This window comes from Mycobacterium sp. MUNTM1 (assembly GCF_054660795.1).
The window spans coordinates 190857-216705 of the sequence record NZ_BAAGDE010000001.1; the positions used below are offsets into that span (position 1 = coordinate 190857).

The following is a 25849-nucleotide window of genomic DNA, read 5'->3' on the forward strand; positions in this document are numbered from 1 at the left end:
GCGCGATCGACTCGCCAGGCGACCTCCGCGTGGCGGGCGAGGGGCGACCATGATGTGAATCGCAAACGCGGTAGCGCCGACGCTAGCGGATTTGGGAAGCACCTATCGGTCCGGCGAGACCGCCAGACCGAAAACCCCACCAGCTCAGCGCCGCCTGGCTCCGCGCTTTTCGCGCACCCGCACGTTGATCCGGATCGGCGAGCCCTCGAAGCCGAACGTCTCGCGCAGCCGTCGCTCCAGGAAGCGCCGATACCCGGCCTCCAGAAAACCGGTGGTGAACAACACGAACGTCGGGGGCCGGGCGGTGGCCTGGGTGGCGAACAGGATGCGCGGCTGCTTGCCCCCACGCACGGGCGGCGGCGTGGCGGCCACCACCTCTTTGAGCCACGAATTCAGCGGGCCGGTCGGGATCCGCGCGTCCCACGACGCCAGCGCCGTCTCCATCGCGGGCACCAGCTTCTGCAGCGCCCGCCCGGTCTTGGCGGAGATGTTCACGCGCGGCGCCCACCGCAGCTGCACCAGTTCGCGGTCGATCTCGCGCTCCAGCAGCTCGCGGCGGTCTTCGTCGACCAGGTCCCACTTGTTGAACGCCAGCACCAGGGCGCGGCCGGCCTCGATGACCATCGACAGCACCCGCTGGTCCTGTTCGGTGAGCGGATCCGACCCGTCGATCAGCACGATCACTACCTCGGCCGCGTCGATGGCCGAGTGCGTGCGCACCGAGGCGTAGAACTCGTGCCCGCTGGCCTGGCCGACCTTGCGCCGCAGTCCCGCGGTGTCGACGAACCGCCACACCTTGTCGCCCAGCTCGATCAGCGAGTCCACCGGGTCCACCGTCGTCCCGGCGACATCGTGCACCACCGAGCGCTGGTCGCCGGCGAGCTTGTTCAGCAGCGAGCTCTTGCCCACATTGGGCTTGCCGACCAGCGCCACCCGCCGCGGGCCACCGGACGTGGGCGCCACCTCGGAGACCTCGGGCAGCGCGGCCAGCACCGCGTCGAGCAGGTCCGCCACGCCGCGCCCGTGCATTGCGCTGATCGCGTACGGCTCACCGAGCCCCAGCGACCACAGCATCGCGGCGTCAGCCTCGGCCTTGTCGCTGTCAACCTTGTTGGCCGCCAAGAAAACCGGCTTGCCCGATCGCAGCAGGATCCGGGCGGCGGCCTCGTCGGCCGTGGTGGCCCCGACGACGGCGTCGACCACCAGGATCACCGCGTCGGCGGTGCGCATGGCCACCGAGGCCTGGTCGGCGACCAGCTGCTGCAGCCCCTTGGCGTCGGGTTCCCATCCCCCGGTGTCCTGCACGACGAACCGGCGGCCGGTCCACAGCGCGTCGTAGGACACCCGGTCGCGGGTGACGCCGGGGATGTCCTGCACCACCGCTTCTCGTCGGCCCAGGATCCGGTTCACCAGCGTCGACTTGCCGACGTTGGGCCGGCCGACCACCGCCACCACGGGCGCCGGGCCGGCCCCCTCCTGTTCGTCTGGGCCGAATTCGAAGGAGCCCCAGTCGCTTTCGTCGCTCCACGTGCCGTCTTGACTCACCGCACCGCTCCGCTTCGCTGCTTGACCAGGTCCCGCAGGTACGAGATCACCTGGGCCTCGGTCATCTCGCTGGTGTCGACGACCACCGCGTCCGGGGCCGCCCGCAGCGGCGACACCGCCCGGGTGGAGTCCAGATGGTCGCGGCGGCGGACGTCGGCCAGCACCGCCTCGTAGTCGTCGGGCAGCCCGGCCGCCACGTTCTGGTCGTTGCGCCGCCGCGCCCGGGTCTCGGCCGACGCGGTCAGGAAGATCTTCACGGGCGCGTCGGGCAGTACCACGGTGCCGATGTCGCGGCCTTCGACGACTACACTGCCCGGGCCGCCGGCCATTTCGCGCTGCAGGTCGACGAGCCGGGTGCGCACGGCGGGAACCGAGGAGACCGCCGACACCGAGCCGGTCACCCGGTCGCCGCGGATCTCCGTCGAGACGTCCTCTCCGCAAAGGAAATAACGGTCGCCGTCGGGGTGATAGTCGATCGACATCTGCACCGTTTCCGCCGTGTGCGCGACGGCGTCGGCGTCGGCCGGGTCGATATCGGCACGCAGCACAGCCAGCGTCACCATCCGGTACATCCCGCCGGTGTCCAGGTAGCGCGCGCCGAGCGCCTGCGCCAATCCCTTTGATACCGAGGACTTTCCGGTGCCCGCCGGGCCGTCGATGGCCACCACCACGTCACTCACAGCCTGATGGTTCGCTCCACTCCCGTCACTCGCTGCGCGAGTTCCGCTCGTTCCGCTCACAGGCCCACCGCTTGGTACAGCTGGCCGATCTCGTGATGGGCCAGCGCCCGGAAGGTCCCCGGCCGCTGCTTGCCCAGCGAGACCGGCCCGATGTCGGTGCGCACCAACGACTCCACCGGGAATCCCGCGGCCGCAAGCAGTCGGCGCACGATGCGATTGCGCCCCTCGTGCAGCGTCACCCGCACCAGCGTCTTGCCCGGAATGGCGTCCACCACCGCGAACTCGTCGACTCGGGCCGGCCCGTCGTCCAATTCGATCCCGGCGCGCAGCTTCTTGCCGAGCCCACGCGGCACCGACCCCGTCACCGTCGCCAGGTACGTCTTGGGCACCTCGTGGGATGGGTGCATCAACCGGTGTGCGAGCTCGCCGTCATTGGTCAGCAGAATCAGCCCTTCGGTGTCGGCGTCCAACCGCCCGACGTGAAACAGGTTCTTGTTGCCGCGAACCTTGCGCTCGACCAGATCGCCGATGCAGGGCCGGCCGCGGTCGTCGGACATGGTCGAGTGCACACCGCGCGGCTTGTTCAGGGCCAGATACACCTGCGAGTCGTCGAGCACCACGCGTGCCCCGTCGACGCGGATCACCGCGGAGCCGGGGTCGACGCGGGTGCCCAGTTCGGTCACAACATGCCCGTCCACCTCGACGCGGCCGTCGATGATCAACTTCTCGGCGGCCCGCCGCGACGCAATCCCGGCCTGGGACAACACTTTTTGCAGCCGGATCCCCTGGGCTTCGTCCATCAATCCTGGTCCACGTCGAACGTCAGCGCCTGGTCGGACGACTGACCGCCGGACAATTTGATGAAACGTGGCTCGCTGTCCAGGGATTCGCTGAGGTCCTCGATCGTGTCGACGTCGGGAAGCAGCGGCGCGATGTCCGGAAGGTCGGCCAGCGAGGTCAGCCCCAGCCGCTCCAGGAACAGGTCGGTGGTCGCGAACGTCACCGCGCCGGTGTCGTCGTCCACCCCGGCCTCGGTGATCAGGCCGCGCGCCAGCAGCGTACGCATCACGGCGTCGACGTTGACGCCGCGCACCGCGCTCACCCGCGCGCGCGTCACGGGCTGTCGGTAGGCGACCACGGCCAGCGTCTCCAGCGCGGCCCGGGTCAGCTTGGACCGCGCGCCGTCCAGCAGCAGCTTCTCGACATAGGGCGCGAACCGGGCGCGGGTGTACATCCGCCAGCCCTCGCTGGTTTGCCGCAGGTCGATGCCGCTGTCGCGCTCGGTGAGCTGCTCGGCCATCTCCTGCAACTTGGTGGCGATCCGGTACACCGGTTGCTGGGTGGCCGACGCCAGCGCCTCCGCGGTCACCGGGGTGTCCACCACCAGCAGCAGCGCCTCGAGCACGGAGCCGAGTTCCTCGGACTCCATGGGCGCGGCCTCGGCGATGTCCGGGATGCCTGAATCCAGGTCGATCTCGGGCAGTTCTTCAGTCATTCGTCCCGTACTTCTACCAAGGCTTCAGTGGCCGGACGTTCCCCGGTCCACGAGATTTGGAGCACGCCAAGCGGCTCTGACTGGTCGAATGCTACCGCCCGGGACCGATACAGTTCGAGCAGCGCCAGGAAGCGACCGACCACCTCCATCGACGCCTCACAGTCGGCGACCAGCTCGGAGAACGTCGCCCACGCCCCGCTGCCCCGCGCTTCCAGGATGGCCAGCAGCTTCTTGGCCTGCTCGGGGACCGAGACCTGGACCTGGTGCAGGTGCGCGACGGACACGGTCGGGACGGGTCGCGGGCTGAACGCGATCGCGGCGATCTGGGCGAACCGTTCGGCGTCGACGCCGATCATCACCTCGGGCAGCAGCTCGGTGAACCGGTCCTCCAGCGACACCGAGCGCGGGTAGCTGCGCAGGGCCGTGGCCTCGAGTTCGGCGAACATCTCGGCGACGTGCTTGAACGCGCGGTACTGCAGCAGCCGGGCGAACAGCAGGTCGCGCACCTCCAGCAGCGCCAGGTCTTCGTCGTCGTCCACCTGTCCGGCGGGCAGCAGTCGGGCCGCCTTCAGGTCCAGCAGGGTCGCGGCGACCACCAGGAACGCCGTGGTCTCCTCCAGCTCCAGCTGCGGACCGATTTCGCGGGTGTAGGCGATGAAGTCGTCGGTGACCTGGTGCAGCGCCACCTCGGTCACGTCGAGGCGATGCGCGAAGATCAGCTGCAGCAGCAGGTCGAACGGGCCCTCGAAATTGGTCAGGCGGACTTGGAAGCCAGCTCCGTAGCCGTTCTGCAGTGGCGCCTCACCGGTTTCGGTCGCGTTCACGCGCCGAATCGGTCGATGAACTCGCGGGCCAGCGCGCGATAGGCAATGGCCCCGGTGGATCGCGGGGCCCACGTGGTGATGGGTTCGCCGGCGACGCTGGTCTCCGGGAACCGAACGGTCCGGGTGATCACGGTGTCGAACACCAGGTCCCCGAAGCGCTCCACCACCCGGGCCATCACCTCGCGCGAGTTGACCGTGCGCGGGTCGTAGCGGGTCAGCAGGATGCCGCTGATCTCGAGCTTCGGGTTCAGCCGGTCGCGCACCTTGTCGACGGTGTCGGTCAGCAGCGCCAGCCCGCGCAGCGAGAAGTACTCGCACTCGGTGGGGATGACCACGCCGTCGGCGCAGGCCAGGCCGTTGACGGTGAGCAGCCCCAGCGACGGCTGGCAGTCGATCAGCACGTAGTCGTAGCGGTCCAGCACCGGGTGCAGCGCGCGGCCCAGGGTCTGTTCGCGGCCCACCTCGTTGACCAGCTGGATCTCGGCGGCCGACAGGTCGATGTTGCTGGGCACCAGGTCCATGTGCTTGACGCGGGTCTGCAGCAGCACGTCGTCGATGGACACCCGCGGCTCGACCAGGACGTTGTGGATGGTCTTTTCCAGCTCGTAGTGCGGAACACCGAGGCCGGCCGACAGCGCGCCCTGCGGGTCCATGTCCACCAGCAGCACACGGCGGCCGTATTCGGCGAGCGCGGCACCCAGGTTGATGGTCGACGTGGTCTTCCCGACGCCGCCCTTCTGGTTGCACATGGCGACGACCTTGGCCGGGCCGTGCGAGGTGCGCGGCTGTGGCTCCGGGATCGCCCGCGGCGGCCGCCCGGTCAGACCGAGCTCGACGCCGTTGTCCGGCTGCTCAGTCATGGCGGGGGTGTTCGGGAGGTGAACATCGTCGGAAAGTCTAACGGGTTCATCGCGCGAAACTCGGCGACCCGCAGGCAATTAACCAGCCAATATGGGGAAAAATCGGTGGTAGAACGCACATCCCGACAGCCTATTCACTTCAGTCACAACAGCACCAATTTCCGGGCGTGGGAGCCTCGCACGGGGCCGGCCGGCATCGCCTCCGGCCTATCGTGGCGTCTATGAACCTCAAGCGACGGATCCCGCTGTTGCGTTGGTCGGTCTGGCGCATGGCCGCCGGCGCTCAGAACATCACCACCACGGGCCAGATCGGTGACGGGCGCGAAGCGGCCGCCGTCGAGTACGTGCTGCAGAACGCGCGGGCCGGCGACATCGACGACGTGCTGGCCACCATCGACACGTTCGCCTACGAGAAATCACTGCTGATCAACGTCGGTGACGAGAAGGGGCAGCTGCTGGACGCCGCCGTGCGGCGGGCCGACCCGACGCTGGCGCTCGAACTGGGCACCTACTGCGGCTACGGTGCCCTGCGCATCGCCCGGGCCGCCCCGCGGGCCAAGGTGTTCTCGGTCGAACTCGCCGAGGCCAACGCCGCCAACGCCCGCCAGATCTGGGCGCACGCCGGCGTCGGCGACCGGGTGACGTGCGTGGTCGGCACCGTCGGCGACGGCGGCCGCACCCTGGACGCACTGGCCAACGAGCACGGATTCGCCGAGGGCACACTCGATTTCGTGTTCCTCGACCACGACAAGGACGCCTACCTCGACGACCTGACGAGCATCATGGAGCGCGGCTGGTTGCATCCGGGTTCGATCGTGGTCGCCGACAACGTCCGGGTGCCGGGCGCGCCGAAGTACCGCGAGTACATGCACCGCCAGCAGGGCAAGCGGTTTCGCACCGTCGAGCACAAGGCGCACCTGGAATACCAGACGATGCTGTCCGACCTGGTGCTGGAGTCCGACTACCTCGGCGACTGAGAGCGTTACTGCGCCCGCGGGTGGGCCTCGGCCCACACTTCGCGCAGCGCGTGCACGGTGACCATGGTGTAGATCTGCGTCGTTGTCACCGAGGCGTGCCCGAGTAGCTCCTGCACGACCCGCACGTCGGCACCGCCCTCCAACAAGTGGGTGGCGAAGGAATGCCGCAGCATGTGCGGCGACACCCCCGAGGTGATCCCGGCCCGCTCGGCCGCGTCCTGCAGGACCTGCCACGCGCTCTGCCGCGACAGCCGCCCGCCGCGCACATTGAGGAAGATGCCCGGCGTCCCGCGCCCGCGGCGGGCCAGCTCCGAACGGCCGCGCACCAGATAGGAATCCAGCGCGGCCACGGCCGGACGCCCGATCGGCACCAGCCGCTGCTTGCCGCCCTTGCCGCGCAACAACACCGACCGAGCGTGCGTGTCGACGTCGTCGACGTCGAGGCCGACGGCTTCGGAGATCCGGGCGCCGGTGGAGTACAGGAGCTCCAGCAGCGCCCGGTTGCGCAGCGTCAGCGGCCCGTCGGCCGGGCTCTCGCCGCCGGCGCCCTCCAGCAGCGCCAGCACCTGGTCGATGGTCAGGCTTTTGGGTAGCCGGCGGCCCGGCGTCGGCGGGCGGACCGCGCGCGCCACGTCGAGTTCGGCCAGCCCTTCGGCGGCGGCGAACCGATGCAGGCCGCGTACCGCGATCAGCGCCCGCGCCGCCGATACCGCGGACAGCGCGGCGACCCCGGTGTCGGGATCGCCGCGGCGCAGCGCCACCAGAAACTCGCTAACGTCGTTCTCGCCCACCTTGGCCAGGTCGTGAATTCCGCGGTCCGACAAGTGTTTTGTATAGCGGCGTAGGTCGCGGCTGTACGAGCTCAAGGTGTTCGCGGCGACGCCGCGCTCGATCGTGAGATGGTCAAGGTAGCCCTGCAACTGCGTGTCCAGCGCCACCGTTGTCATTGCGCGGCCTTTCGCGCGGCGAACGCCGTCGGCTTGTCCTGCCACGGGCTGTCCACCGGGCGCGGTTGGACGAACCCTGTCGTCACGGCGTGGGCGGCCAAAATCCCCGCCACGGCAATGGCATTGACGATTTCCCCGCCGAGCACCTTGCGGGCGGCGTCGGCCAGTGGATACCACTCCAAGGTCATGTCGGCTTCTTCGTCGTGCGCCTCGGGCCGGTCGACCCGAGTAAGACCGGTGGCCAGATACACGCGCACCGACTCGTCGCTGAAGCCCGGCGTGGAGTTCAGATCGACCAGCACCGCCCAGGTCTCGGCCTTGAGCCCCGCCTCTTCCATCAGCTCGCGAGCCGCGGTGAGATGGGCGGCCTCGCCGTGGACATCGAGCAGCCCGGCGGGCAGCTCCCACAGCCGCCGGCCGAACGCGTGCCGGTATTGGTAGACCATCGGGATGTTGCCGTCGTCGTCCATCGCGACCACGGCGACCGCGCCGAAATGTTCGACGATCTCCCGGGTGACGACCTTGCCGCCCGGCATCCGCACCCGGTCGCTGCGCAGCGCGAAAATCTTTCCGGTGTACAGCGTTTCGGATGACGCCGTCTCGAAGACGTGGTCAGCCACGGGTCGCGGGCTCAGGTATAGGCCGCGCAGCGCTGTCCCGGTGCTGGATGCCATTCGAGGACTGCTCCGGGATTTCCACCGGCAGCAGCTCGCCCGCCTTGTAGTCGATGGCCGCGCCGACGAATGCGACGAACAACGGGTGCGGCCGGGTGGGCCGGCTCTTCAGCTCGGGGTGAGCCTGGGTGCCGACGATGAACGGGTGCACGTCCGGTGGGTATTCGACGAACTCCACCAGGTGGCCGTCCGGAGACGTCCCGGAGAACCTCAGCCCGCTCTCCGCGATCTTGTCGCGGTAGGCGTTGTTGACCTCGTAGCGGTGCCGGTGGCGCTCCGACACCTCGGTCGCGCCATAGGCTTGGGCCACAATCGATTCCGGCTCCAGCACCGCGGGGTAGGCGCCCAGCCGCATGGTGCCGCCCAGGTCGGCTTCGCCGGCGACGATGTCGACCTGGTCGGCCATCGTGGAGATGACGGGATCGGGTGTCTCGGGGTCAAATTCGGCGGAGTTGGCCTGGGTCAGACCGGCGGAGCGGGCCGCCTCGATCACGATGCATTGCAGGCCGAGGCATAGGCCGAACACCGGCAGCCCCCGGGTGCGGGCGTACTGGATGGCGCCGATCTTGCCTTCGATGCCGCGGATGCCGAAGCCGCCGGGGATCAGCACGCCGTGCACGTCGCCCAGCGCGGACGCGGCATCGGCCGGGCTCTCGCAGTCGTCAGAGGGCACCCACACCAGCTCCACCTTGGCGTGGTGCTTGAACCCGCCGGCGCGCAGCGCCTCGGTCACCGAGAGGTAAGCGTCGGACAGGTCAACGTACTTGCCCACCAAGGCGATTCGCACCGTTTCGTGCGGCTCGTGCACCCTGCGCAGCAGGTCGTCCCACTCGGTCCAGTCGACGTCCCGGAACGGCAGGCTCAGCCGTCGCACCACGTAGGCGTCGAGTTCCTCGCGGTGCAGTACCTTCGGAATGTCGTAGATCGACGGCGCATCGGGCGTGGAGATGACGCCGTCGATGTCGACGTCACACATCAGCGCGATCTTGTTCTTCAACGCCTCGGGGACGGGACGGTCGCAACGCAGGATCAACGCGTCCGGGGTGATACCGATGCTGCGCAGCGCGGCCACCGAGTGCTGGGTGGGTTTGGTCTTGAGCTCGCCCGACGGGGCCAGGTAGGGCACCAACGAGACGTGCAGGAAGAAGACGTTCTCCCGGCCGACGTCATGGCGAACCTGCCGCGCGGCCTCCAGGAAGGGCTGGGACTCGATGTCGCCGACGGTGCCGCCGATCTCGGTGATGACCACGTCAGGCCGATTGCCCTGGGCGTCGGGCTGGGCCATCGACATGATGCGGGCTTTGATCTCGTCGGTGATGTGCGGAATCACCTGGACCGTGTCGCCGAGGTATTCGCCGCGCCGCTCCTTGGCGATGACCGTCGAATAGACCTGCCCCGTAGTGACATTCGCCGAGCCGGACAGGTCGCGGTCCAGGAACCGTTCGTAATGGCCGACGTCGAGGTCGGTTTCGGCGCCGTCCTCGGTGACGAAGACCTCGCCGTGCTGGAACGGGTTCATGGTGCCCGGATCGACATTGAGGTACGGATCGAGCTTTTGCATCGTCACGTACAACCCGCGGGCCGTCAGTAGCTGACCAAGGCTGCTGGCGGTCAGCCCCTTGCCCAACGAAGAAGCGACGCCCCCGCTGACGAAGAGGTGCTTGGTGGCGGATTGCGGGTGCTTTCGCACAGGCGACCTCCGTGAAGACGGGCAGGGCGTGAAAATTGTTCTAGCGAATAACTAGATGGGCCTGCCGACCCACGGAAACCCACCCTAACATCCACCGCGCTGTGTCGCGGCTAACACGCCCGCTACTGGGGCACCGTGATTGACGTCGCCCCGTGACCGGTTCCGTACTGCCCGGCGTGCCCGCCGCCCAGCAGGTCGTGCAGGCCCAGGACCGCGGTGATCCGGCCCGCCGCGGCGTCGACGTCGTCGACCGTGCTGATCGCGGAGTTCATTCCGGCGTCGGCACGGGCCACCGCCACGGCGGCGCCTCCGGTCGCCGAACCGTCGCGCCCGGCGAGCAGGGTGCCCGAGCCGTGCGGGGCCAGCGCGGCCGAGAACCGCGCCACGCTGACGCCCTTGTTGCCGGCGTCCTGGGGCAGCGAGCCGCCCGTGACGACGAGCGCGGCGTTGGCCGCGCCCATGTGATCGGTCGCCTGATAGGTGATGAAGCCCGTGTCGCGCAGCGCCGCCAGTACGGTGTTGCGCGCGGCGTCGTCCACCGCCGGCACCGCCGGGTTGGCGTTGGCCAGCAGGGCGATGCCCATCAGGTCACCCGCCTGCGAACCCTGGTCGACGAGCTTGGTGCTCAGCTGCTGACCCGCGGGCAGCACCGAGGAATTCACCACGGTCTGCAGCTTCTCCGCCGAGTTGGCCTCGACGAACTCGCTCGTCAGCGACACCGTCCCGGTCACCGTCCCGCCGGCCTGACCGATGAACTTGCTCACCGCGGCCACGTCGTCGTCGGTGGCATCCGGGGTGCGGAACACCACCACCGTCTTGCCGCCCAGCGCGTCGTGCACCATCCGGCCGGCCAGTTGGGTGTCGAAATTGTTTGCCGCGCTGAGCTTTTCGTTCAGCACGTTCTTCTGGTCATTGAGCCCGCTGATCTGGGTGTTCAGGTCACGCTTCTCGTCGCGCAGGCTGGACAACAGGGTGTCCGACAAGAAGCCGGAGCCCAGCACGACCCCCACGGCCAGCGCCAGGAAGACGGCGGCCAGCGACAGGGCATGTTGACGCAACGAGATCATCTAGGTGACCCACTTCTGCACCGTCAGGCAGAAGTGGTTCCAGTAGTCGGTGACCCAGTGCAGCACCGCGGCGTCGGTGCGCGACACCCACAGCGCGACGATGACCGCGATCAGCATGGTCATCGCCAGCAGCGCGATGGCGCCCGCCGAAATGTGGTTGCGGTACAGGGTGGCCACGGCCTTGGCGTCCACCACCTTCTCCCCCACCCGCAGCCGGGTCAAAAAGGTCGACGGGTTGCTGTGCGCGCGGGTGCGGTCGAAGAACGTCTCGATGTTGGCGGTGTGGCCGGCCGTCACCAGCAGCGCGGCGCCGTGGTGGTCGGCCAGCAGCAGGGCCAGGTCGATCGCCGAGCCCGCGGCGGGGAACGTCATCGCCCCGACGCCGAGGTCCTGGATGCGCTCGAGTCCGGGCGCGTGGCCGTCGGCGTCGGCGGGCAATACCACCTGGGCACCGCACTTGAGCGCGTCAGTGCTGATCTGGTCGGGGTCGCCGACGATGACCTGGGGGCGGTAGCCCGCCTTGCGCAGGACGTCCGCACCGGTGCCGACGCCGATCAGCGCCGGCTGATATTCCTTGATGAACGGCTTGAGCGAGCGCAGATCCTCGGCGGCGCTGGGCTCGTCGGCGACGATCACCACGTGCCGGCGGCGCAGGTCGACGTCGACGTCGGGAATGCCGATGCCGTCGATCAGCAGCGGGCTCTCGCTCTTGATGAACTCGATCGTGTTGCCGGCGAAGGCCTCCAGATGCGCCGACAGCCCGCTCTTGGCCTCGCGCATCAGGTCGGCGATGTCGTGGTCGGTGCGCTCGGTCCCGCGGACCAGCCTGCGGTCGCCGGCGTACACCCCGCCCTCGTGCAGGCGGATCTTGGCGCCGTCCTTGACCTTCTTGAAGATGTCGGGTCCGGCCTCGTCGATCAGGGTCACCCCGTTGTTGACCAGCACCTCCGGGCCCATGTTCGGGTAGCGGCCCGACACCGACGGAGAGGCGTTGACCACCGCGGCGATGTCGGCCTCCACCAGCGCGTCCGCCGTGATGCGGTCCAGATCCAGGACGTCGAGCACCACGATGTCGCCGGGGCAGACCCGGCGCAGCAGGCGGTCGATGTTCCGGTCAACGCGGGCGGTGCCGACGAGGCCGGGCCGGGCGGGGTTTCGGGAAAGCAGGCCTGACATCTTCATGGGGGCGATTCTGTCCGCGAAGCTGCGGCGAGGACGGGAGGCGCGCCGTAACATTAGCCTCATAAGTTATCTAGAGTCCCATTAGTCACAAGCTGCTAACGGCTCGGTCGCGTGAGGGTGCGCAGTTGTAGGGTCCTCGCGGCGTGTCGGCGTGCAAACACGCATGCTCTCCGCGAAGCCTCCGCTAGATCTCATCCTTCTGCGCCGCATCCAGCAGTTCACGGGCGTGCGCGCGGCCGCTGTCGGATTCACCCAGCCCGGCCAGCATCCGGGCCAGCTCGGCCACCCGCTCGTCGTCGGCGACCCGCCGCACCACGCTGGTCCCCTTCGGTCCCGCGCCGTGCACCACCAGGTGCACGTCGGCGTACGCCGCGACCTGCGGCAAATGCGTCACCACGATGACCTGGTGAGTGCGCGCCAACCGCGCCAGCCGCCGGCCGATCTGCACCGCCGCCCGGCCGCCCACCCCGGCGTCGACCTCGTCGAACACCATGGTGGTGCCCACTGTCTCTTTGCGCGAAGCGGCCAGCACCACTTCCAGCGCCAGCATCACCCGGGACAGCTCGCCACCGGAGGCGCTCTTGGCCAGCGGCAGCTGGTCCATCCCGCGGTGCGCGGCGAAGCCGAACTCCACCTGGTCGATGCCGTCCGCACCGGCGCGGGCGAGCTCACCCGATGGCAGCATGAGGGTGGCCGCGTCGTCCGCGCCCGACGCGGTATCGAGGGAGACGTCGATGCTGAACTGCGCGTCGGCCATCGCCAGCCCGGACAGCTCGGCGGTGACCTCCTTGGCGAGTCGTTTGGCGGCCTTGCGCCGGATGTTGCTGAGATCGACCGCGGCCTGCGCCAATTCACGCGCCAGCTCGTCGACCCGCGCCGCCAGCGCGGCCAGGCCCTCCTCGGAGACGTCGAGCTGGTTCAGCCGTTCCCGCGACTCGGCGGCCCAGGCGAGCACACCGTCGATGTCCGCGGCGTACTTGCGCGTCAGCGTGCGCAATTCGGCCTGCCGGGCCAGCCTGGATTCCAGCGCGCTGGCATCGACCGGCAGCTCCTCCAGGAAACCGGCCAGCTCTGCGGCCGCATCGACGACCACCGTCAGCACCTCGTCGAGCTGGCCGGCCAGCGCTACCAGCTTCGCGTCGTCCGTCGATTCCAGTGCGGCCCTTGCCTTTCCCAGGCTGTCGGTCGCGCTGAAGCCGGAGCCGTCCGCCTCATCCGAGGACAGCGCCGCGCGGGCCCCGGCCGCGGCCTCGCGCAGGGTGTCCAGTTCGGACAGCCGTAGGATCTCGGCGACCAGGGCGTCGTCCTCGCCGGGTTGCGGGTCCACGGCGTCGATTTCGTTGAGGGCGAAGTTCAGCCGGTCGGCTTCGAGCGCCAGCTCGCGCATCCGGTTGCGGCGGTCGAGCAGGTCGCGCCGCGCCGACAGCCAGGCGTCGCGCAGTTTGCAATAGCGCTCCAGCGCGGGGCCGGCCTTCGCGAACCGGTCCAGCGCGCCGCACTGCTCCTCGGGCCGCATGAGCCGCAGCTGGTCGTTCTGCCCGTGCAGGGTCAGCAGCCCGGCGGTGAAGTCGCCCAGCGACTTGGCCGGCACGCTGCGACCGCCGAGATAGGCGCGCGACGGCCCGTCACGGCTGACCGAACGCAGCGCGATCACGCTGCCGTCCTCGTCGCGTTCGGCGCCCGACGCGTCCAGCATCTCATCCAGCTTCACGATCGCCGATTCGTCGAGATCGGTTGTGGTGAACCGGCCTTCGACGATCGCCCGTTCGGCTCCGGACCGCACCCGAGTGGCGTCCGCGCGCGCACCGCCCAGCAGGTGCAATCCGGTCACCACCATCGTCTTGCCGGTACCGGTCTCGCCGGTCAGCACGGTCAGGCCGCGGCCGAACTCCCCGACCGCGGCGCTGATGGCACCGAGTGACTCGATGCGGATTTCGGTCAGCATTCAGTCAGCACCTGCGTTGGAGTCGTCAGTTCCCGCGCCACCCGGTGACCGGCAACCGGAACTTGCGCACCAGCCGGTCGGTGAACGGGGCGCTGTCCAGCCGGGCCCATTTCACCGGTGTGTCGCAACGCTTTACCTCCAGCCGGCTGCCCGCCGGGATCAACATTTCGCGCCGGCCGTCGCAGAACACCAGGGCGTCATACCCGTCGGCCTCGATCTCGATCGCGATGGTGGCGTCCGGGCTGGTGACCATGGGGCGGCCGAACAGCGCGTGAGCGTTGTTGGGTACCACCAGGATTGCCTCGAGGTCCGGCCACAGCACCGGGCCGCCGGCGGAGAATGCGTAGGCGGTGGACCCGGTGGGCGTGGACACCAGCACGCCGTCGCAGCCGAATGCGGACACCGGGCGCCCGTCGATCTCGAGGACCACCCCGAGCACGCCCAGCCGGGGACCCTTTTCCAGGCTGACTTCGTTGAGCGCCCACCCGTGCACGGAGACATCACCGCCGTGGCGCACGAGCACGTCGAGCGTCAACCGGTTCTCCACCCGATAATCTTGTGCGACAACATGTTCCAGTAGACGGTCGATGGCCTCGGCCTCGGCCTCGGCCATGAATCCGATGCGGCCCAGGTTGACACCGAGCACCGGGATGTTGGCGTTGCGGGCCAGTTCGGCGGCCCGCAGGAACGTGCCGTCACCGCCCAGCGCCAGCACCAGTTCGCAGCCCTCGGCGGCCCGTGGGTCGGCGTTGACCACCTCGATCTCGATACCCAGGGCTCGCATGTCGTCGGGGGCCAAGTGCATCGGCCCCTTGTCGACGGCCTCGGCGGACAGCACCCGAAGCTCGATTCCGTTGTCGCTCAGCACTTTCTGCACGCGCCGCGCGGTCTCGGCGGCCTCGTCTCGGCCAGTGTGGGCCACCATCAACACGGTGCGTGCGTTCATTGCGGCCCGCTTTCCACCGCGCACCGCACCGCGCTCACCAGCTCGTCGCCGGCCAGCGGCCGATCGGTCTGGGCGCGCAGCCGCAGGAAGTACTCGACGTTGCCCGACGGGCCGGGCAGCGGGCTGGCGGTGACGCCGACCGGGTGCCAGCCCAGCTCACCCGCGCGGCCGGCGACCGCCAGCACGGCGTCGGCGCGCAGGCCGGGGTCGTGCACCACACCCCCGGCACCGACCAGGCCCTTGCCCACCTCAAACTGCGGCTTCACCATGGGAACGATATCCGCGTCGGGTGCGGCACATCCAGCCAGCGCCGGCAACACCGTGGACAGCGAAATGAACGACAGGTCAGCGACCACGAGGTCGGCGCGTCCGCCGATCGCGTCCGGGGTCAGGTCGCGAACGTTGGTCCGCTCGACGACGACCACCCGCGCGTCGCTGCGCAGCGACCACGCCAGCTGGCCGTATCCGACGTCGACGGCGACCACCTCGGTGGCGCCGCGATCCAGCAGGACTTCGGTGAAGCCGCCCGTCGACGCGCCGGCGTCCAGGCAGCGCCGGCCCGAGACCGAGATGTCGAAGGCGTCCAGCGCCCCGATGAGCTTGTGCGCACCACGCGAGACCCAGCCACGCTCGCCGTCCTCGGCGACGGTCAGGGCCGTGGTGACGGCGACGGCGGTGCCCGGCTTGCGCGCCGGCATCCCGTCGATGCTCACCTTGCCCGCTCCGATCAACTCCGCGGCCTGCTGACGGGACCGGGCCAGGCCGCGCCGGACCAACTCGGCGTCAACGCGGGCGCGTCGAGACATCCGCGCACTCAGCCCTTCTCCGCCGACTCCAGCGCAGCCAGCAGCACATCGTGCGCCTCGGACAGGCGGCGTGCTATCTCTTCGAGCTCATCGAGCGACGGCACCTTCTCGGGGTCCTCCCCCTCCCCGGGCTGGGGCAGCCGGGCGAGCAGGGCGTCGATTTCAGCGCGAATCTCATCGGGATCGATAGTCATCGCGTTACTACGCTAGTCACCCGTCAGTCGGTACGCACCAAAGACCAGCGTTGCAGCGCGGCGCGCGCCCGGTCGTCGGCGGCCTCGATGCGCACCTCGTGCTCGCCCGCGCCGTACACCGCGGCGGCGACCGCGCGGACGATCGACAGGCCGTCCCCGCCGTCCGACCCGTCACCGCTGACGGTGATCGTCGTGTCCGCGACCTCGACCCGCCAGCCCGGCTGCGGCCCGACTGCGAGCGATTCGCCGCGGGTGTGCAGCGAGCGCAGGTCGTGGCCGATGTAGGTGGGGCGCTGGGCGGGCTTGGCGTACACCGCGTCCCGCGCGGAGTTGACCCCGGTCAGCACCATCAGGCTGGGCAGCCCGGCGGCGTTGGCGCCCTCGATGTCGGTGTCGAGCCGGTCGCCGATCACCAGCGGGGCGTGAAAGTCGCCGCGGGCGGCGGCATCCCGCAGCAGTCCGGGCGCCGGCTTGCCGGCGACCTGGGGCTCGCCGCCGGTGGCCGCCCGCAGCGCGGCCACGAACGATCCGTTGCCGGGCAGCAGCCCGCGCTCGGTGGGCAGGGTCAGGTCGACGTTGGACGCCACCCACACCGCGCCGGCCCGGATGGCCAGCGCCGCCTCGGCCAACTCCGGCCACCCGATGGTTTCGGACAAACCCTGTACGACGGCGGTCGGGTCGTCGTCGTAGCTGCGCACCGCGCGCAGGCCGACGGCCGTGATCTCGTCGGCCAGGGCCTTGGTGCCCACGATCAGCACCGGCGAGCCCGGCGCCAACTGGTCGGCGAGCAGCCGCGCGGCGCTTTGCGCGCTGGTGGCGACGTCGTCGGCGACGGCGGTGAAACCCAGGTCGGTCAGGTGCGCGGCGACCTCGTCGGCGCTGCGCGACGCGTTGTTGGTGACGAAGTACGCGCGGCTGCGCACCTCGGCCAGCGCCTGCACCGCGCCGTCGGTGGGTCGGCGGCCGCGAAACATCGTGCCATCCAGGTCGATCAGCAGGCAGTCATATTGCTGCGCAAGGGTTTTGGTGTGATCGGGACTCGTCATCAGCCGAGTTCACTGACCCGGTCTTCGGCATCGGTGACGCCGTCGACGTCCGCGGCCGCGGAGTGCAGGAACCACTGCAGCGCCTCGTCCCCGCGGCCGAGCGCCAGCAGCGTATCCGCGTAGGCGTAGAACAACCGCGCCGCCGTCGTGCCGGTGCGGGACGGATCCAGCTGCGGCGTGGACAACACGGTGAGCGCCTGTTCCAGCTGTCCCAGATCCGCGCGCGCCCCGGCCGCGACGATGCGCAGCTCGTCGGCGTCGTCCCCGGACAGCTCGGCGGCCTCCGGCCCGCGCGCGAGTTCGATCGCCCGCTCCGGGCGGCCGAGCCCGCGTTCGCAATCGGCGATCAAGGCCAGCAGCGAGGACTTGCTGCCCATCCGGCGGGCCGCTCGCAACTCCGCGAGCGCCTGCGCCCAGTCGCCGCAGTGGTAGGCGGCGATGCCGACCGCTTCCCGGATGGTGGCGATCCGGCTGGACCGGGCGCGCGCCGCCCGGGCGTGCCGCAGCGCGGCCTCGGGGTCCTCGTCGAGCAGTTCGCCCGCGGCCACGAGGTGGCGGGGGCCCCGCCCGGGCCGGCGGGGGGCTGCCGACACCCCCGCCGGCGACGACGAGGCCGCCGAGGAGGCGGACGAAGTGGCGGCCGAGCCGTCCAAGCCGGCGCCGAGCAAGCCGGCGCCGGGCGCCCGTCCCGTGCGGCCGACCGGGACCCGTCGTCCCACCGGCAAGCGGAACGTCGGCCGGAAGTAGGCCCATGGCCACCGGGTACCGGGGAACTGGGGCCGATCGTGGCGCGCTCATCGGCCGTCGGGCCCTCGCGGGGTGGATCGGCGCGGGACTGGCGGTGGTGCTGGCGGCCGCTGCCACGCTGACCGCCTGCGCGGGCAGCGCCGCCTCCCAGATCGACTACGTGGTCGACGGGCCCCTGTCGACCTACAACACCAACACCGTGGCCGGCGCCGCGTCGGCCGGGGCGCAGGCGTTCGCCCGCACGCTCACCGGCTTCAGCTATCACGGCCCCGACGGGCAAACCGTCGCCGACCGCGACTTCGGCACTGTGTCGGTGGTCGGCGGCACGCCGCTGGTGCTGGACTACCAGATCGCCGACAACGCCGTCTACTCCGATGGCAAGCCGGTGACGTGCGACGACATCGTGCTCGCCTGGGCGGCCCAGTCCGGCAAGTTCCCCGACTTCCATGCCGCCACCCAGGCCGGCTACCTCGACATCGCCAACGTCGAATGCATGCCCGGGCAAAAGAAGGCCCGGGTGTCCTTCATCCCGGACCGCGGCGTCGTCGACTACACCCAGCTGTTCACCGCGACCACGCTGATGCCGTCGCACGTCATCGCCGACCAGCTCAACGTCGACGTGACCGCGGCCCTGCTCAGCAACAACGTGCCGCTGGTGCAGCAGATCGCGAAGCTGTGGAACACCATCTGGGACCTCAAGCCCGGGGTCGACGTCAAGCGTTTCCCGTCGTCGGGGCCCTACAAGATCGAATCCGTGCTGGACGGCGGCGCGGTGGTGCTCGTCGCCAACGACCGGTGGTGGGGGCCCAAGGCCATCACCAAGCGGGTCACCGTGTGGTCGCAGGGGCCCGACATCCAGGACCGGGTCAACAGCCGCAGCGTCGACGTGGTCGACGTCGCCGCGGGCTCGTCGGGCGCGCTGACCACGCCGGACAACTACGAGCGCTCCGACGGGCCGTCGGACGGCGTCGAGCAGCTGATCTTCGCCCCGCAGGGCCCGCTGGCGGCACCCAAGGCCCGGCGCGCGGTCGCGCTGTGCACGCCCCGCGATTCGCTGGCCAAGGATGCGGGGACGCCGATCGCCAACTCGCGCCTGGACCCGGCCACCGATGACGCCGTGGCGGCCGCTGACGGGGCCGCCGAGGCCGAGCCGTTCGCCAAGGCCGATCCGGTCGCGGCGCGCAACGCGCTGGGCGGCGCGCCCCTGACGGTGCGGATCGGCTACCAGGGGCCCAACGCGCGACTCGCGGTCAACGTCGGCGTCATCACCAAGGCATGCGCCGCGGCGGGTGTCACCGTCACCGGCGTCATCCTGGACGGGCCGGGCCCGCAGGCGCTGCGGGACGGCAAGATCGACGCATTGCTGGCCAGCACCGGCGGCGCCACCGGCAGCGGGTCGACGGGGTCGTCGGCGCTCGATGCCTACGCCTTGCACACCGGCAACGGCAACAACCTGTCCGGGTACTCGAATCCGCAGGTCGACAACGCGATCAGCGCGCTGGCGGTCTCGGCCGACGCCACCGAACGAGTCCGGCTGCTGACCGAAACCGCCCCGGTACTGTGGGGCGACATGCCCACCCTGCCGCTGTATCGGCAGCAGCGCACGCTGCTGACTTCGAAGAAGATGTACGCGGTCAGCAAGAACCCGACGCGCTGGGGCGCGGGCTGGAACATGGATCGATGGGCGCTGATCCAGTGAGCCGCCGATGACGAGCGCGCCGGTCGCCGAGCTGATCGCTTCGCTGACGCGCAAGGTGGCCGACTTTCCCAAGCCCGGCATTCAGTTCAAGGACCTCACCCCGGTGTTCGCGGACGCGACGGCGATGACGGCGATCACCGGCGCATTGGCCGAGATCGCGTCCGGTGCGGATCTGGTGGCCGGCATCGAGGCCCGGGGCTTTTTGCTGGCCGCGGCCGTCGCCGACCGGCTGCAGACCGGCGTGCTGGCCATCCGCAAGGCCGGCAAGTTGCCGCCCCCGGTTCACGCCGAGCGTTACGAGCTGGAATACGGCAGCGCGACGCTGGAAATCCCCGCCGACGGGATGGACCTGCGCGGGCGCAACATCACGATCATCGACGACGTGCTCGCCAGCGGCGGTACCCTGGCCGCGTCGGTGCGGCTGCTCGAGCGCGCGGGGGCCAACGTGCTGGCGGCGGCGGTGGTGTTCGAACTCGGGGTGCTGCGCGGCCGGGAAGCGGTCGCGCCGTTGGCGGTGCACAGCCTGACTTGCGAGTAGTGCCCTTACATTGGAGATATCCTCGATTTCGGAGGTGACCAACGTGGCGGAGGAAAACAGCGCGGCGCAAGCGCTCGACGCGCCCACTAAAGTCTCAGCGCCACCGGCCATCACGCAGCCGATGGAGGCCCCGGAGCCACCGACCGAGTCCCTGAAAACGTCCAGCAGCGCGTCGCGCCGGGTCCGGGCCAGGCTGGCCCGCCGGATGACGGCTCAGCGCAGCACGCTCAACCCGGTGCTGGAACCGCTGGTGGCGGTGCACCGGGAGATCTACCCCAAGGCGAATGTGTCGCTGCTGCAGCGCGCCTTCGAGGTCGCCGACCAGCGGCACGCCACCCAGCTACGCCATTCCGGCGACCCCTACATCACCCACCCGCTGGCCGTCGCGACCATTCTGGCCGAATTGGGCATGGACACCACGACTTTGGTGGCCGCGCTGCTGCACGACACCGTCGAGGACACCGGGTACACCCTGGACGCCCTGAGCGAGGAATTCGGTGAAGAGGTGGGCCATCTGGTCGACGGCGTCACCAAACTGGACCGGGTGGTGCTGGGCAGCGCCGCCGAGGGCGAGACGATCCGCAAGATGATCACCGCGATGGCGCGCGATCCGCGCGTGCTGGTGATCAAGGTCGCCGACCGGCTGCACAACATGCGCACCATGCGGTTCCTGCCGCCGGAGAAGCAGGCGCGCAAAGCCCGCGAGACGCTGGAAGTCATTGCGCCCCTTGCGCATCGGCTGGGTATGGCCAGTGTCAAGTGGGAACTCGAGGACCTGTCGTTCGCCATCCTGCATCCCAAGAAGTACGAGGAGATCGTTCGGCTGGTCGCCGGGCGCGCGCCGTCGCGGGACACCTACCTGGCCAAGGTGCGCGCCGAGATCGTCAGCACCCTGGGCGCGTCGAAGATCAAGGCGACGGTGGAGGGCCGCCCCAAGCACTACTGGTCGATCTACCAGAAGATGATCGTCAAGGGCCGCGACTTCGACGACATCCACGACCTGGTCGGCATCCGCATCCTGTGCGACGAGATCCGCGACTGCTATGCCGCTGTCGGCGTGGTGCATTCGCTGTGGCAGCCGATGGCGGGGCGGTTCAAGGATTACATCGCCCAGCCGCGGTACGGCGTCTACCAATCGCTGCACACCACCGTCGTGGGGCCCGAGGGCAAGCCGCTGGAGGTGCAGATCCGCACCCGCGACATGCACCGCACCGCCGAATACGGTATCGCCGCGCACTGGCGCTACAAGGAAGCCAAGGGGCGCAACGGCCTTCCGCATCCGCACGCCGCCGCCGAGATCGACGACATGGCGTGGATGCGCCAGTTGCTGGACTGGCAGCGGGAGGCCGCGGACCCGGGCGAGTTCCTCGAGTCCCTGCGTTATGACCTTGCGGTACAAGAGATCTTCGTGTTCACCCCCAAGGGCGACGTGATCACGCTGCCCAACGGTTCGACGCCGGTGGACTTCGCGTATGCGGTGCACACCGAGGTCGGGCACCGCTGCATCGGCGCCCGGGTGAACGGCCGGCTGGTCGCGCTGGAGCGCAAGCTGGAAAACGGCGAGGTCGTCGAGGTTTTCACCTCCAAGGCCGCAAACGCCGGGCCGTCGCGGGACTGGCAGCAGTTCGTCGTCTCGCCACGTGCCAAGGCCAAGATCCGGCAGTGGTTCGCCAAGGAGCGCCGTGAGGAGGCGCTCGAATCCGGCAAGGACGCCATGGCCCGCGAGGTGCGTCGCGGCGGACTTCCGTTGCAGCGCCTGGTCAACGGCGAGACGCTGGCGGCGGTCGCTCGGGAGCTGCACTACACCGACGTGTCCGCGCTGTACACGGCGATCGGTGAGGGGCATGTGTCGGCCCGGCACGTCGTGCAGCGGCTGCTGGCCGAACTCGGCGGCATCGACCAGGCCGAGGAGGACCTCGCCGAACGGTCCACGCCGACAACCATGTTGCGCCGCCCGCGCAGCAGCGACGACGTCGGCGTCTCGGTCCCCGGCGCTCCCGGCGTGCTGACCAAGCTGGCGAAATGCTGCACCCCGGTGCCCGGCGACCAGATCATGGGGTTCGTAACCCGCGGCGGTGGCGTGAGCGTGCACCGCACCGACTGCACCAATGCGGCCTCGCTGCAGCAGCAGTCCGAGCGCATTATCGAAGTGCACTGGGCGCCGTCACCGTCGTCGGTGTTCTTGGTGGCCATCCAGGTCGAGGCGCTCGACCGGCACCGGCTGCTGTCGGACGTCACGCGGGTGCTGGCCGACGAGAAGGTCAACATCCTGTCCGCGTCGGTCACCACCTCCGGGGACCGAGTTGCGATCAGCCGCTTCACCTTTGAGATGGGCGACCCCAAGCATCTCGGCCACCTGCTCAACGTCGTGCGCAACGTCGAAGGCGTCTACGACGTCTACCGCGTCACGTCCGCGGCGTGAACCCGCGCTAGCTCAGTCGCACCGAGGTGATCTTGACCGGGTTGGTCGGAGCGCCGCTCTGACGATTGCCGGCGATGCCCGCCCGGGCGATCTTGTCCAGGGTCTCCAGCCCCGCCTGGTCGATGGTGCCCAGCACCGTGCTCTGCGGCTCCATCTCGGAATCCTGATAAATCAAGGCGAATTGGCTGCCGTTGGTGTTGGGTCCCTCGGTGGCCATCACGATGGTGCCGCGCGGGTACACCACCGTCGCGCGCAGCGCGGGATCGTCGGGCTTGTATTGGTCCGTGGGGTACTCGTCACCGAATTCGTAACCGGGACCGCCTGACCCGTCCACCTCGGGGCCGCCGCAGAGCAGCGATCCGCCGTCTTGGGAGCTGATCAGCCGGGCGCATTGGGTGTTGTCGAAGAATTGCTGCTTGGCCAGGCTGATGAAGCTGTTCACCGTGCACGGGGACTCGGAATTGGCGAGCTGGATGGCGATGTCGCCGAAGTTGGTGGAGATGACCGCACCGATCTGCGGGGGAGTGGTGGACACCCGGCCCGACGGTGGTGGGTTCACCGGCTTGGTGGCCGGGTCCGGCACCGAACGGTATTGGCAGTTGGCCCCCAGGTCGGCCGGCGGCGCGAACGCCGGCAACGGCGGCACCATCGCCGACGCAGTGAAACCGGGGTTGGATCCGGTCCTGCCGGGCGCCCGCGCCCGGGTCTGGGTGGACGATGCCGCGCTGTCGGCCGAACCGTGACTCTGGGTGACCAGCGCGATGACCAGGGCCGCCACCGCGGTCAGCGCCAGCGCCGACGCCCCGACGATGCCGACCAGCAAACGCCGCGAATGTGTTGGGCGGGCGGGCTGCAACCGCGGATCGGCGTTGCTGCCCGGCGGGGCAGCCGAGGGCGTCGGAGGTCCCGGCGTCGTCGTGGCGCCACCGCCGACCAGCACCGCTCTGGCGGCCTCGGCGAGCTCGATCGCCGTCTGGTACCGCTGTTCGGGGTCCTTGGCCATGCCGCGAGCGACAACCGCGTCGAAGCCCGGGGGGACACCGGGTGCGGTCGCGGACGGTCGCGGCGGCGGGGCGTTCAGGTGTGCGTTGAGCTGTTCTTCGAGGCTCTCTCCAGCGTAGGGGCGCTTGCCGGTCAAGCACTCGTGCAGAACGCAGGCCAGCGAGTAGACGTCGGCACGGTGATCCGTTTTGCCTTTGAAACGCTCGGGCGCCATGTACGCGACGGTGCCCATCGTGGCACCGGTCTGCGTGAGCTGGGTGTCGGCCTCCGTGCGGGCCAGACCGAAGTCGATCAGATAGACGAAATTGTGTGCGGTGGTGACCAAGATGTTCATCGGTTTGATGTCGCGGTGGATCAACCCCGCCTGGCGGGCGCTGTCCAGCGCCGCCGCAACCTGCTCGATCACCGCGACCGTTTGCTCGGGGCTGAGCCGGTCGCCGTTTTCGTTGATGTACTGGGACAAGTGGCGGCCCTCGATGAGCCGCATGTCGACATAGAGCCGCCCGTCGAGCTCGCCAAACCCGTGGATGGGCACCACGTGCGGGTCGTTGAGCGCCGCCGCTATCCGGGCCTCCCGGCGGAAACGCTGCTGAAAGTCTTGATCCTCAGCCAGATGCGGCGGAAGCACTTTCAGGGCGACTACCCGGTCCGTGGTGGTGTCGTAGGCACGGTATACGCGTCCCATCCCGCCGCGCCCCAACAAATCCAATATCCGGTAGTGACCGAATGAGTCTGGATCCAGATTCACCCAACGACCATAAGCTCTCGGCGCTGTGCGCCGGGCGAATCCCGCCGATCAGAGGGAGTTTCGCGTCGATTCGGCCTGGTCCTGATGGCGCCGACCCGCCGCGCCCGGCGCACGCGCCGCGCTTGCGATCGACGCTAGTCGAGCAGCAGCGAGGTGATGGTCACCTCGGTCGTGGGCGCCCCGTCCTCGCCGCCGCCGGCGACACCGGCCTTGGCGATCTTGTCCAGGGTGGCCAGCCCGTCGGCCTGGATGGTGCCGAACACGGTGTATTGCGGCGGCAGCTGGGAGTCCTTGTACACCAAGAAGAATTGGCTGCCGTTGGTGCCGGGCCCGGCGTTCGCCATGGCCAGGGTGCCGCGCGGATAGACGACGGGCTCCTGCGCCTTGGGGTCGTTCGGCGGGAACTGGTCGGTCGGGTATTCGTTCGCGAATTGGTAGCCCGGGCCGCCGGTGCCCTCGCCCTTCGGGTCGCCGCACTGCAGGACGCCCAGGCCCTGCGAGGTGGTCAGCCGATGGCACTTGGTGTTGTCGAAGTATTTCTGCCCGGCCAGGCTCGCGAAACTGTTGACGGTGCAAGGTGATTCGTTGTTCGCCAGCATCAGGCCGATGTGGCCCTGGTTGGTCACCATGCTGGCGCTCACCTGGGCGGGATCGGTGGGCACCTTGCCGGTCCGCGGCGGCTTGACCTGCTTGGCCGCCGGCTCGGGTGAGGCCGGGTACTGACAGTTGGCGCCCACGTCGGCCGACGGCTTGAACGGCGGCAGCGGCGCGGTCTGGCCCGGCTGCCCGGGCGCCGTCGTTTCGGGCGCGCTGCTGCTGCTGGTGGTCGTCGACGCCGCGGTGTTGCTCTTGTGGTCGTCGTGCTTGGTGTTGACGATCGTGATCACCACCGCCGCGACCACGGCCACGGCCACGATCGAGCCGGCCGCGATCAGCACGATCCGGCGCGTCTTGGCTTGCTTCGCGCGCCGCTCCAGTTGCCGTTCGAGCTTGCGCTTGGCGTTGGCACGTCGCTGTTCGTTGGTCGGCACGGCCGCTATGCCTCCATGATGTGGATCGGAGTCCCTTAAACCGGGAGAGGTGCCAGCTCAGGCTAATGTGGGCGCCGCGACTCGTGTCAAGTGGGGCCCATGGGAAACTGGGAACCGTGTTGATCACCGGATTTCCCGCCGGCATGTTGCAGTGCAACTGCTATGTGCTGGCCGAGCGGCCAGGAACGGACGCCGTCATCGTGGATCCGGGGCAGCGGGCGATGGGCCCGCTGCGAAACATCCTGGACAAGAACCGGCTGACGCCGGCCGCGGTGCTGCTGACCCACGGGCACATCGACCACATGTGGTCGGCGCAGAAGGTGTCCGACACCTATGGCTGCCCGACCTACATCCACCCCGAGGACAGGTTCATGCTCACCGACCCGATCTACGGCCTGGGCCCGCGCCTGGCCCAGATGGTGGCGGGGGCCTTCTGGCGGGAGCCCAAGCAGGTCGTCGAGCTGGACCGCGACGGCGACAAGCTGGACCTGGGCAGTGTGACCGTCAACGTCGACCACACGCCCGGGCACACCCGCGGGTCGGTGGTGTTCCGGGTGGCGTCCGACAAGGACGCAAAAGACTACGTGTTCACCGGTGACACGCTGTTCGAACGCGCGGTGGGCCGCACCGACCTGTTCGGCGGCAGCGGCCGTGACCTGCTGACCTCCATCGTCGACAAACTGCTGGTGCTCGACGACCAGACCGTGGTGCTGCCGGGGCACGGCAACTCCACCACCATCGGCGCCGAGCGGCGCCTCAACCCGTTCCTCGAAGGCCTGTAGCC

At 69.5% G+C, this 25849-nt stretch carries 23 protein-coding genes and 1 pseudogene; 5 read left to right on the forward strand and 19 right to left on the reverse strand.

Annotation, left to right across the window (positions count from 1 at the left end; genetic code table 11):
* Positions 1-144: 144 nt before the first annotated feature.
* The 6 genes from der to ACYQ8K_RS00835 are packed head-to-tail and all read right to left on the reverse strand — an operon-like array spanning position 145 to position 5404.
* Positions 145-1545, reverse strand: coding sequence for a ribosome biogenesis GTPase Der (gene der, locus ACYQ8K_RS00810; RefSeq protein ID WP_459966441.1), 1401 nt, complete (start codon positions 1543-1545; stop codon positions 145-147).
* Positions 1542-2225 (reverse strand): (d)CMP kinase, encoded by a 684-nt coding sequence (cmk, locus tag ACYQ8K_RS00815; protein ID WP_459966442.1) that lies wholly within the window; start codon positions 2223-2225, stop codon positions 1542-1544. Before cmk ends, der begins: the two co-directional genes overlap by 4 nt.
* Positions 2226-2281: 56 nt before the next feature.
* Complete coding sequence (locus ACYQ8K_RS00820) at positions 2282-3025, reverse strand: pseudouridine synthase (RefSeq protein ID WP_459966443.1); 744 nt, start codon at positions 3023-3025, stop codon at positions 2282-2284.
* Positions 3025-3720 carry an SMC-Scp complex subunit ScpB gene (gene scpB, locus ACYQ8K_RS00825; protein ID WP_459966444.1) on the reverse strand — a complete coding sequence of 232 codons (696 nt, stop codon included), beginning with the start codon at positions 3718-3720 and terminating at the stop codon, positions 3025-3027. The genes ACYQ8K_RS00820 and scpB overlap by 1 nt, the downstream gene beginning before the upstream one ends.
* Positions 3717-4544, reverse strand: coding sequence for a segregation/condensation protein A (locus ACYQ8K_RS00830; protein ID WP_459966446.1), 828 nt, complete (start codon positions 4542-4544; stop codon positions 3717-3719). Before ACYQ8K_RS00830 ends, scpB begins: the two co-directional genes overlap by 4 nt.
* On the reverse strand, positions 4541-5404 hold the full coding sequence (locus ACYQ8K_RS00835) for a ParA family protein (protein WP_007775939.1): 864 nt from the start codon (positions 5402-5404) through the stop codon (positions 4541-4543). The genes ACYQ8K_RS00830 and ACYQ8K_RS00835 overlap by 4 nt, the downstream gene beginning before the upstream one ends.
* Before the next feature lie 221 nt (positions 5405-5625).
* On the opposite strand from ACYQ8K_RS00835, the gene ACYQ8K_RS00840 reads away from it, so the two are divergent.
* The gene (locus tag ACYQ8K_RS00840) at positions 5626-6381 is read left to right on the forward strand and encodes an O-methyltransferase (protein ID WP_459966447.1); all 756 of its coding nucleotides are present in this window, start codon (positions 5626-5628) and stop codon (positions 6379-6381) included.
* 5 nt (positions 6382-6386) lie between these two features.
* On the opposite strand, the gene xerD is transcribed toward ACYQ8K_RS00840, so the two are convergent.
* The 11 genes and pseudogenes from xerD to ACYQ8K_RS00895 all read right to left on the reverse strand — a co-directional run.
* Positions 6387-7328, reverse strand: coding sequence for a site-specific tyrosine recombinase XerD (xerD, locus tag ACYQ8K_RS00845; RefSeq protein WP_064953328.1), 942 nt, complete (start codon positions 7326-7328; stop codon positions 6387-6389).
* Complete coding sequence (locus ACYQ8K_RS00850; RefSeq protein ID WP_459966448.1) at positions 7325-7948, reverse strand: NUDIX domain-containing protein; 624 nt, start codon at positions 7946-7948, stop codon at positions 7325-7327. The genes xerD and ACYQ8K_RS00850 overlap by 4 nt, the downstream gene beginning before the upstream one ends.
* Entirely contained in the window at positions 7941-9692 is a 1752-nt protein-coding gene (locus tag ACYQ8K_RS00855) for a CTP synthase (RefSeq protein ID WP_459966449.1), read from the reverse strand. Before ACYQ8K_RS00855 ends, ACYQ8K_RS00850 begins: the two co-directional genes overlap by 8 nt.
* Before the next feature lie 122 nt (positions 9693-9814).
* Positions 9815-10759 (reverse strand): copper transporter, encoded by a 945-nt coding sequence (locus tag ACYQ8K_RS00860; RefSeq protein ID WP_459966450.1) that lies wholly within the window; start codon positions 10757-10759, stop codon positions 9815-9817.
* Positions 10760-11941 (reverse strand): putative cytokinetic ring protein SteA, encoded by a 1182-nt coding sequence (gene steA / locus ACYQ8K_RS00865; RefSeq protein ID WP_459966451.1) that lies wholly within the window; start codon positions 11939-11941, stop codon positions 10760-10762.
* Between the two features lie 184 nt (positions 11942-12125).
* Positions 12126-13886, reverse strand: coding sequence for a DNA repair protein RecN (gene recN, locus ACYQ8K_RS00870; RefSeq protein WP_459966453.1), 1761 nt, complete (start codon positions 13884-13886; stop codon positions 12126-12128).
* Positions 13887-13911: 25 nt separating this feature from the next.
* Positions 13912-14832, reverse strand: a complete 921-nt coding sequence (locus ACYQ8K_RS00875) for an NAD kinase (protein WP_459966454.1) — start codon at positions 14830-14832, stop codon at positions 13912-13914.
* Entirely contained in the window at positions 14829-15638 is an 810-nt protein-coding gene (locus ACYQ8K_RS00880; RefSeq protein ID WP_459966455.1) for a TlyA family RNA methyltransferase, read from the reverse strand. The genes ACYQ8K_RS00875 and ACYQ8K_RS00880 overlap by 4 nt, the downstream gene beginning before the upstream one ends.
* An 8-nt stretch (positions 15639-15646) precedes the next feature.
* Positions 15647-15832 carry a hypothetical protein gene (locus ACYQ8K_RS00885; protein WP_459966457.1) on the reverse strand — a complete coding sequence of 62 codons (186 nt, stop codon included), beginning with the start codon at positions 15830-15832 and terminating at the stop codon, positions 15647-15649.
* 23 nt (positions 15833-15855) lie between these two features.
* Positions 15856-16878: an HAD-IIA family hydrolase gene (locus ACYQ8K_RS00890; RefSeq protein ID WP_459966458.1), complete on the reverse strand. Its 1023-nt coding sequence runs from the start codon at positions 16876-16878 to the stop codon at positions 15856-15858.
* A pseudogene (locus ACYQ8K_RS00895) lies at positions 16878-17432 on the reverse strand (tetratricopeptide repeat protein); the annotation flags it as partial. The pseudogene ACYQ8K_RS00895 and the gene ACYQ8K_RS00890, both read right to left, overlap by 1 nt.
* 197 nt (positions 17433-17629) lie before the next feature.
* On the opposite strand from ACYQ8K_RS00895, the gene ACYQ8K_RS00900 reads away from it, so the two are divergent.
* From ACYQ8K_RS00900 to ACYQ8K_RS00910, 3 genes are read left to right on the forward strand one after another with little or no spacing between them, the layout of a single operon-like run.
* Positions 17630-19324: an ABC transporter substrate-binding protein gene (locus tag ACYQ8K_RS00900; protein ID WP_459966459.1), complete on the forward strand. Its 1695-nt coding sequence runs from the start codon at positions 17630-17632 to the stop codon at positions 19322-19324.
* Positions 19325-19331: 7 nt separating this feature from the next.
* Positions 19332-19862: an adenine phosphoribosyltransferase gene (locus tag ACYQ8K_RS00905; RefSeq protein WP_459966461.1), complete on the forward strand. Its 531-nt coding sequence runs from the start codon at positions 19332-19334 to the stop codon at positions 19860-19862.
* A gap of 43 nt (positions 19863-19905) precedes the next feature.
* Entirely contained in the window at positions 19906-22284 is a 2379-nt protein-coding gene (locus ACYQ8K_RS00910) for a RelA/SpoT family protein (RefSeq protein WP_459966463.1), read from the forward strand.
* A 7-nt stretch (positions 22285-22291) separates the two neighbouring features.
* Here the strand turns inward: ACYQ8K_RS00910 and ACYQ8K_RS00915 are convergent, their stop codons facing one another.
* Positions 22292-24034, reverse strand: coding sequence for a protein kinase domain-containing protein (locus ACYQ8K_RS00915; protein ID WP_459966465.1), 1743 nt, complete (start codon positions 24032-24034; stop codon positions 22292-22294).
* Between the two features lie 134 nt (positions 24035-24168).
* Entirely contained in the window at positions 24169-25065 is an 897-nt protein-coding gene (locus ACYQ8K_RS00920) for a peptidylprolyl isomerase (protein ID WP_459966466.1), read from the reverse strand.
* A gap of 116 nt (positions 25066-25181) precedes the next feature.
* Between ACYQ8K_RS00920 and ACYQ8K_RS00925 the strand changes: the two genes are divergently transcribed.
* The gene (locus ACYQ8K_RS00925) at positions 25182-25847 is read left to right on the forward strand and encodes an MBL fold metallo-hydrolase (protein WP_459966467.1); all 666 of its coding nucleotides are present in this window, start codon (positions 25182-25184) and stop codon (positions 25845-25847) included.
* The last annotated feature ends 2 nt before the right edge of the window (positions 25848-25849 follow it).

Excerpts from the sequence above, each read along its gene's own strand:
- ACYQ8K_RS00820 (WP_459966443.1), bottom strand. The coding sequence starts at position 3,025 with ATGGACGAAGCCCAGGGGATCCGGCTGCAAAAAGTGTTGTCCCAGGCC.
- recN (WP_459966453.1), bottom strand. The coding sequence starts at position 13,886 with ATGCTGACCGAAATCCGCATCGAGTCACTCGGTGCCATCAGCGCCGCG.
- steA (WP_459966451.1), bottom strand. The coding sequence starts at position 11,941 with ATGAAGATGTCAGGCCTGCTTTCCCGAAACCCCGCCCGGCCCGGCCTC.
- ACYQ8K_RS00860 (WP_459966450.1), bottom strand. The coding sequence starts at position 10,759 with ATGATCTCGTTGCGTCAACATGCCCTGTCGCTGGCCGCCGTCTTCCTG.
- ACYQ8K_RS00835 (WP_007775939.1), bottom strand. The coding sequence starts at position 5,404 with ATGACTGAGCAGCCGGACAACGGCGTCGAGCTCGGTCTGACCGGGCGG.
- ACYQ8K_RS00880 (WP_459966455.1), bottom strand. The coding sequence starts at position 15,638 with ATGTCTCGACGCGCCCGCGTTGACGCCGAGTTGGTCCGGCGCGGCCTG.
- scpB (WP_459966444.1), bottom strand. The coding sequence starts at position 3,720 with ATGACTGAAGAACTGCCCGAGATCGACCTGGATTCAGGCATCCCGGAC.
- ACYQ8K_RS00885 (WP_459966457.1), bottom strand. The coding sequence starts at position 15,832 with ATGACTATCGATCCCGATGAGATTCGCGCTGAAATCGACGCCCTGCTC.
- ACYQ8K_RS00905 (WP_459966461.1), top strand. The coding sequence starts at position 19,332 with ATGACGAGCGCGCCGGTCGCCGAGCTGATCGCTTCGCTGACGCGCAAG.
- ACYQ8K_RS00890 (WP_459966458.1), bottom strand. The coding sequence starts at position 16,878 with ATGACGAGTCCCGATCACACCAAAACCCTTGCGCAGCAATATGACTGC.
- ACYQ8K_RS00840 (WP_459966447.1), top strand. The coding sequence starts at position 5,626 with ATGAACCTCAAGCGACGGATCCCGCTGTTGCGTTGGTCGGTCTGGCGC.
- xerD (WP_064953328.1), bottom strand. The coding sequence starts at position 7,328 with ATGACAACGGTGGCGCTGGACACGCAGTTGCAGGGCTACCTTGACCAT.
- ACYQ8K_RS00875 (WP_459966454.1), bottom strand. The coding sequence starts at position 14,832 with ATGAACGCACGCACCGTGTTGATGGTGGCCCACACTGGCCGAGACGAG.
- ACYQ8K_RS00900 (WP_459966459.1), top strand. The coding sequence starts at position 17,630 with ATGGCCACCGGGTACCGGGGAACTGGGGCCGATCGTGGCGCGCTCATC.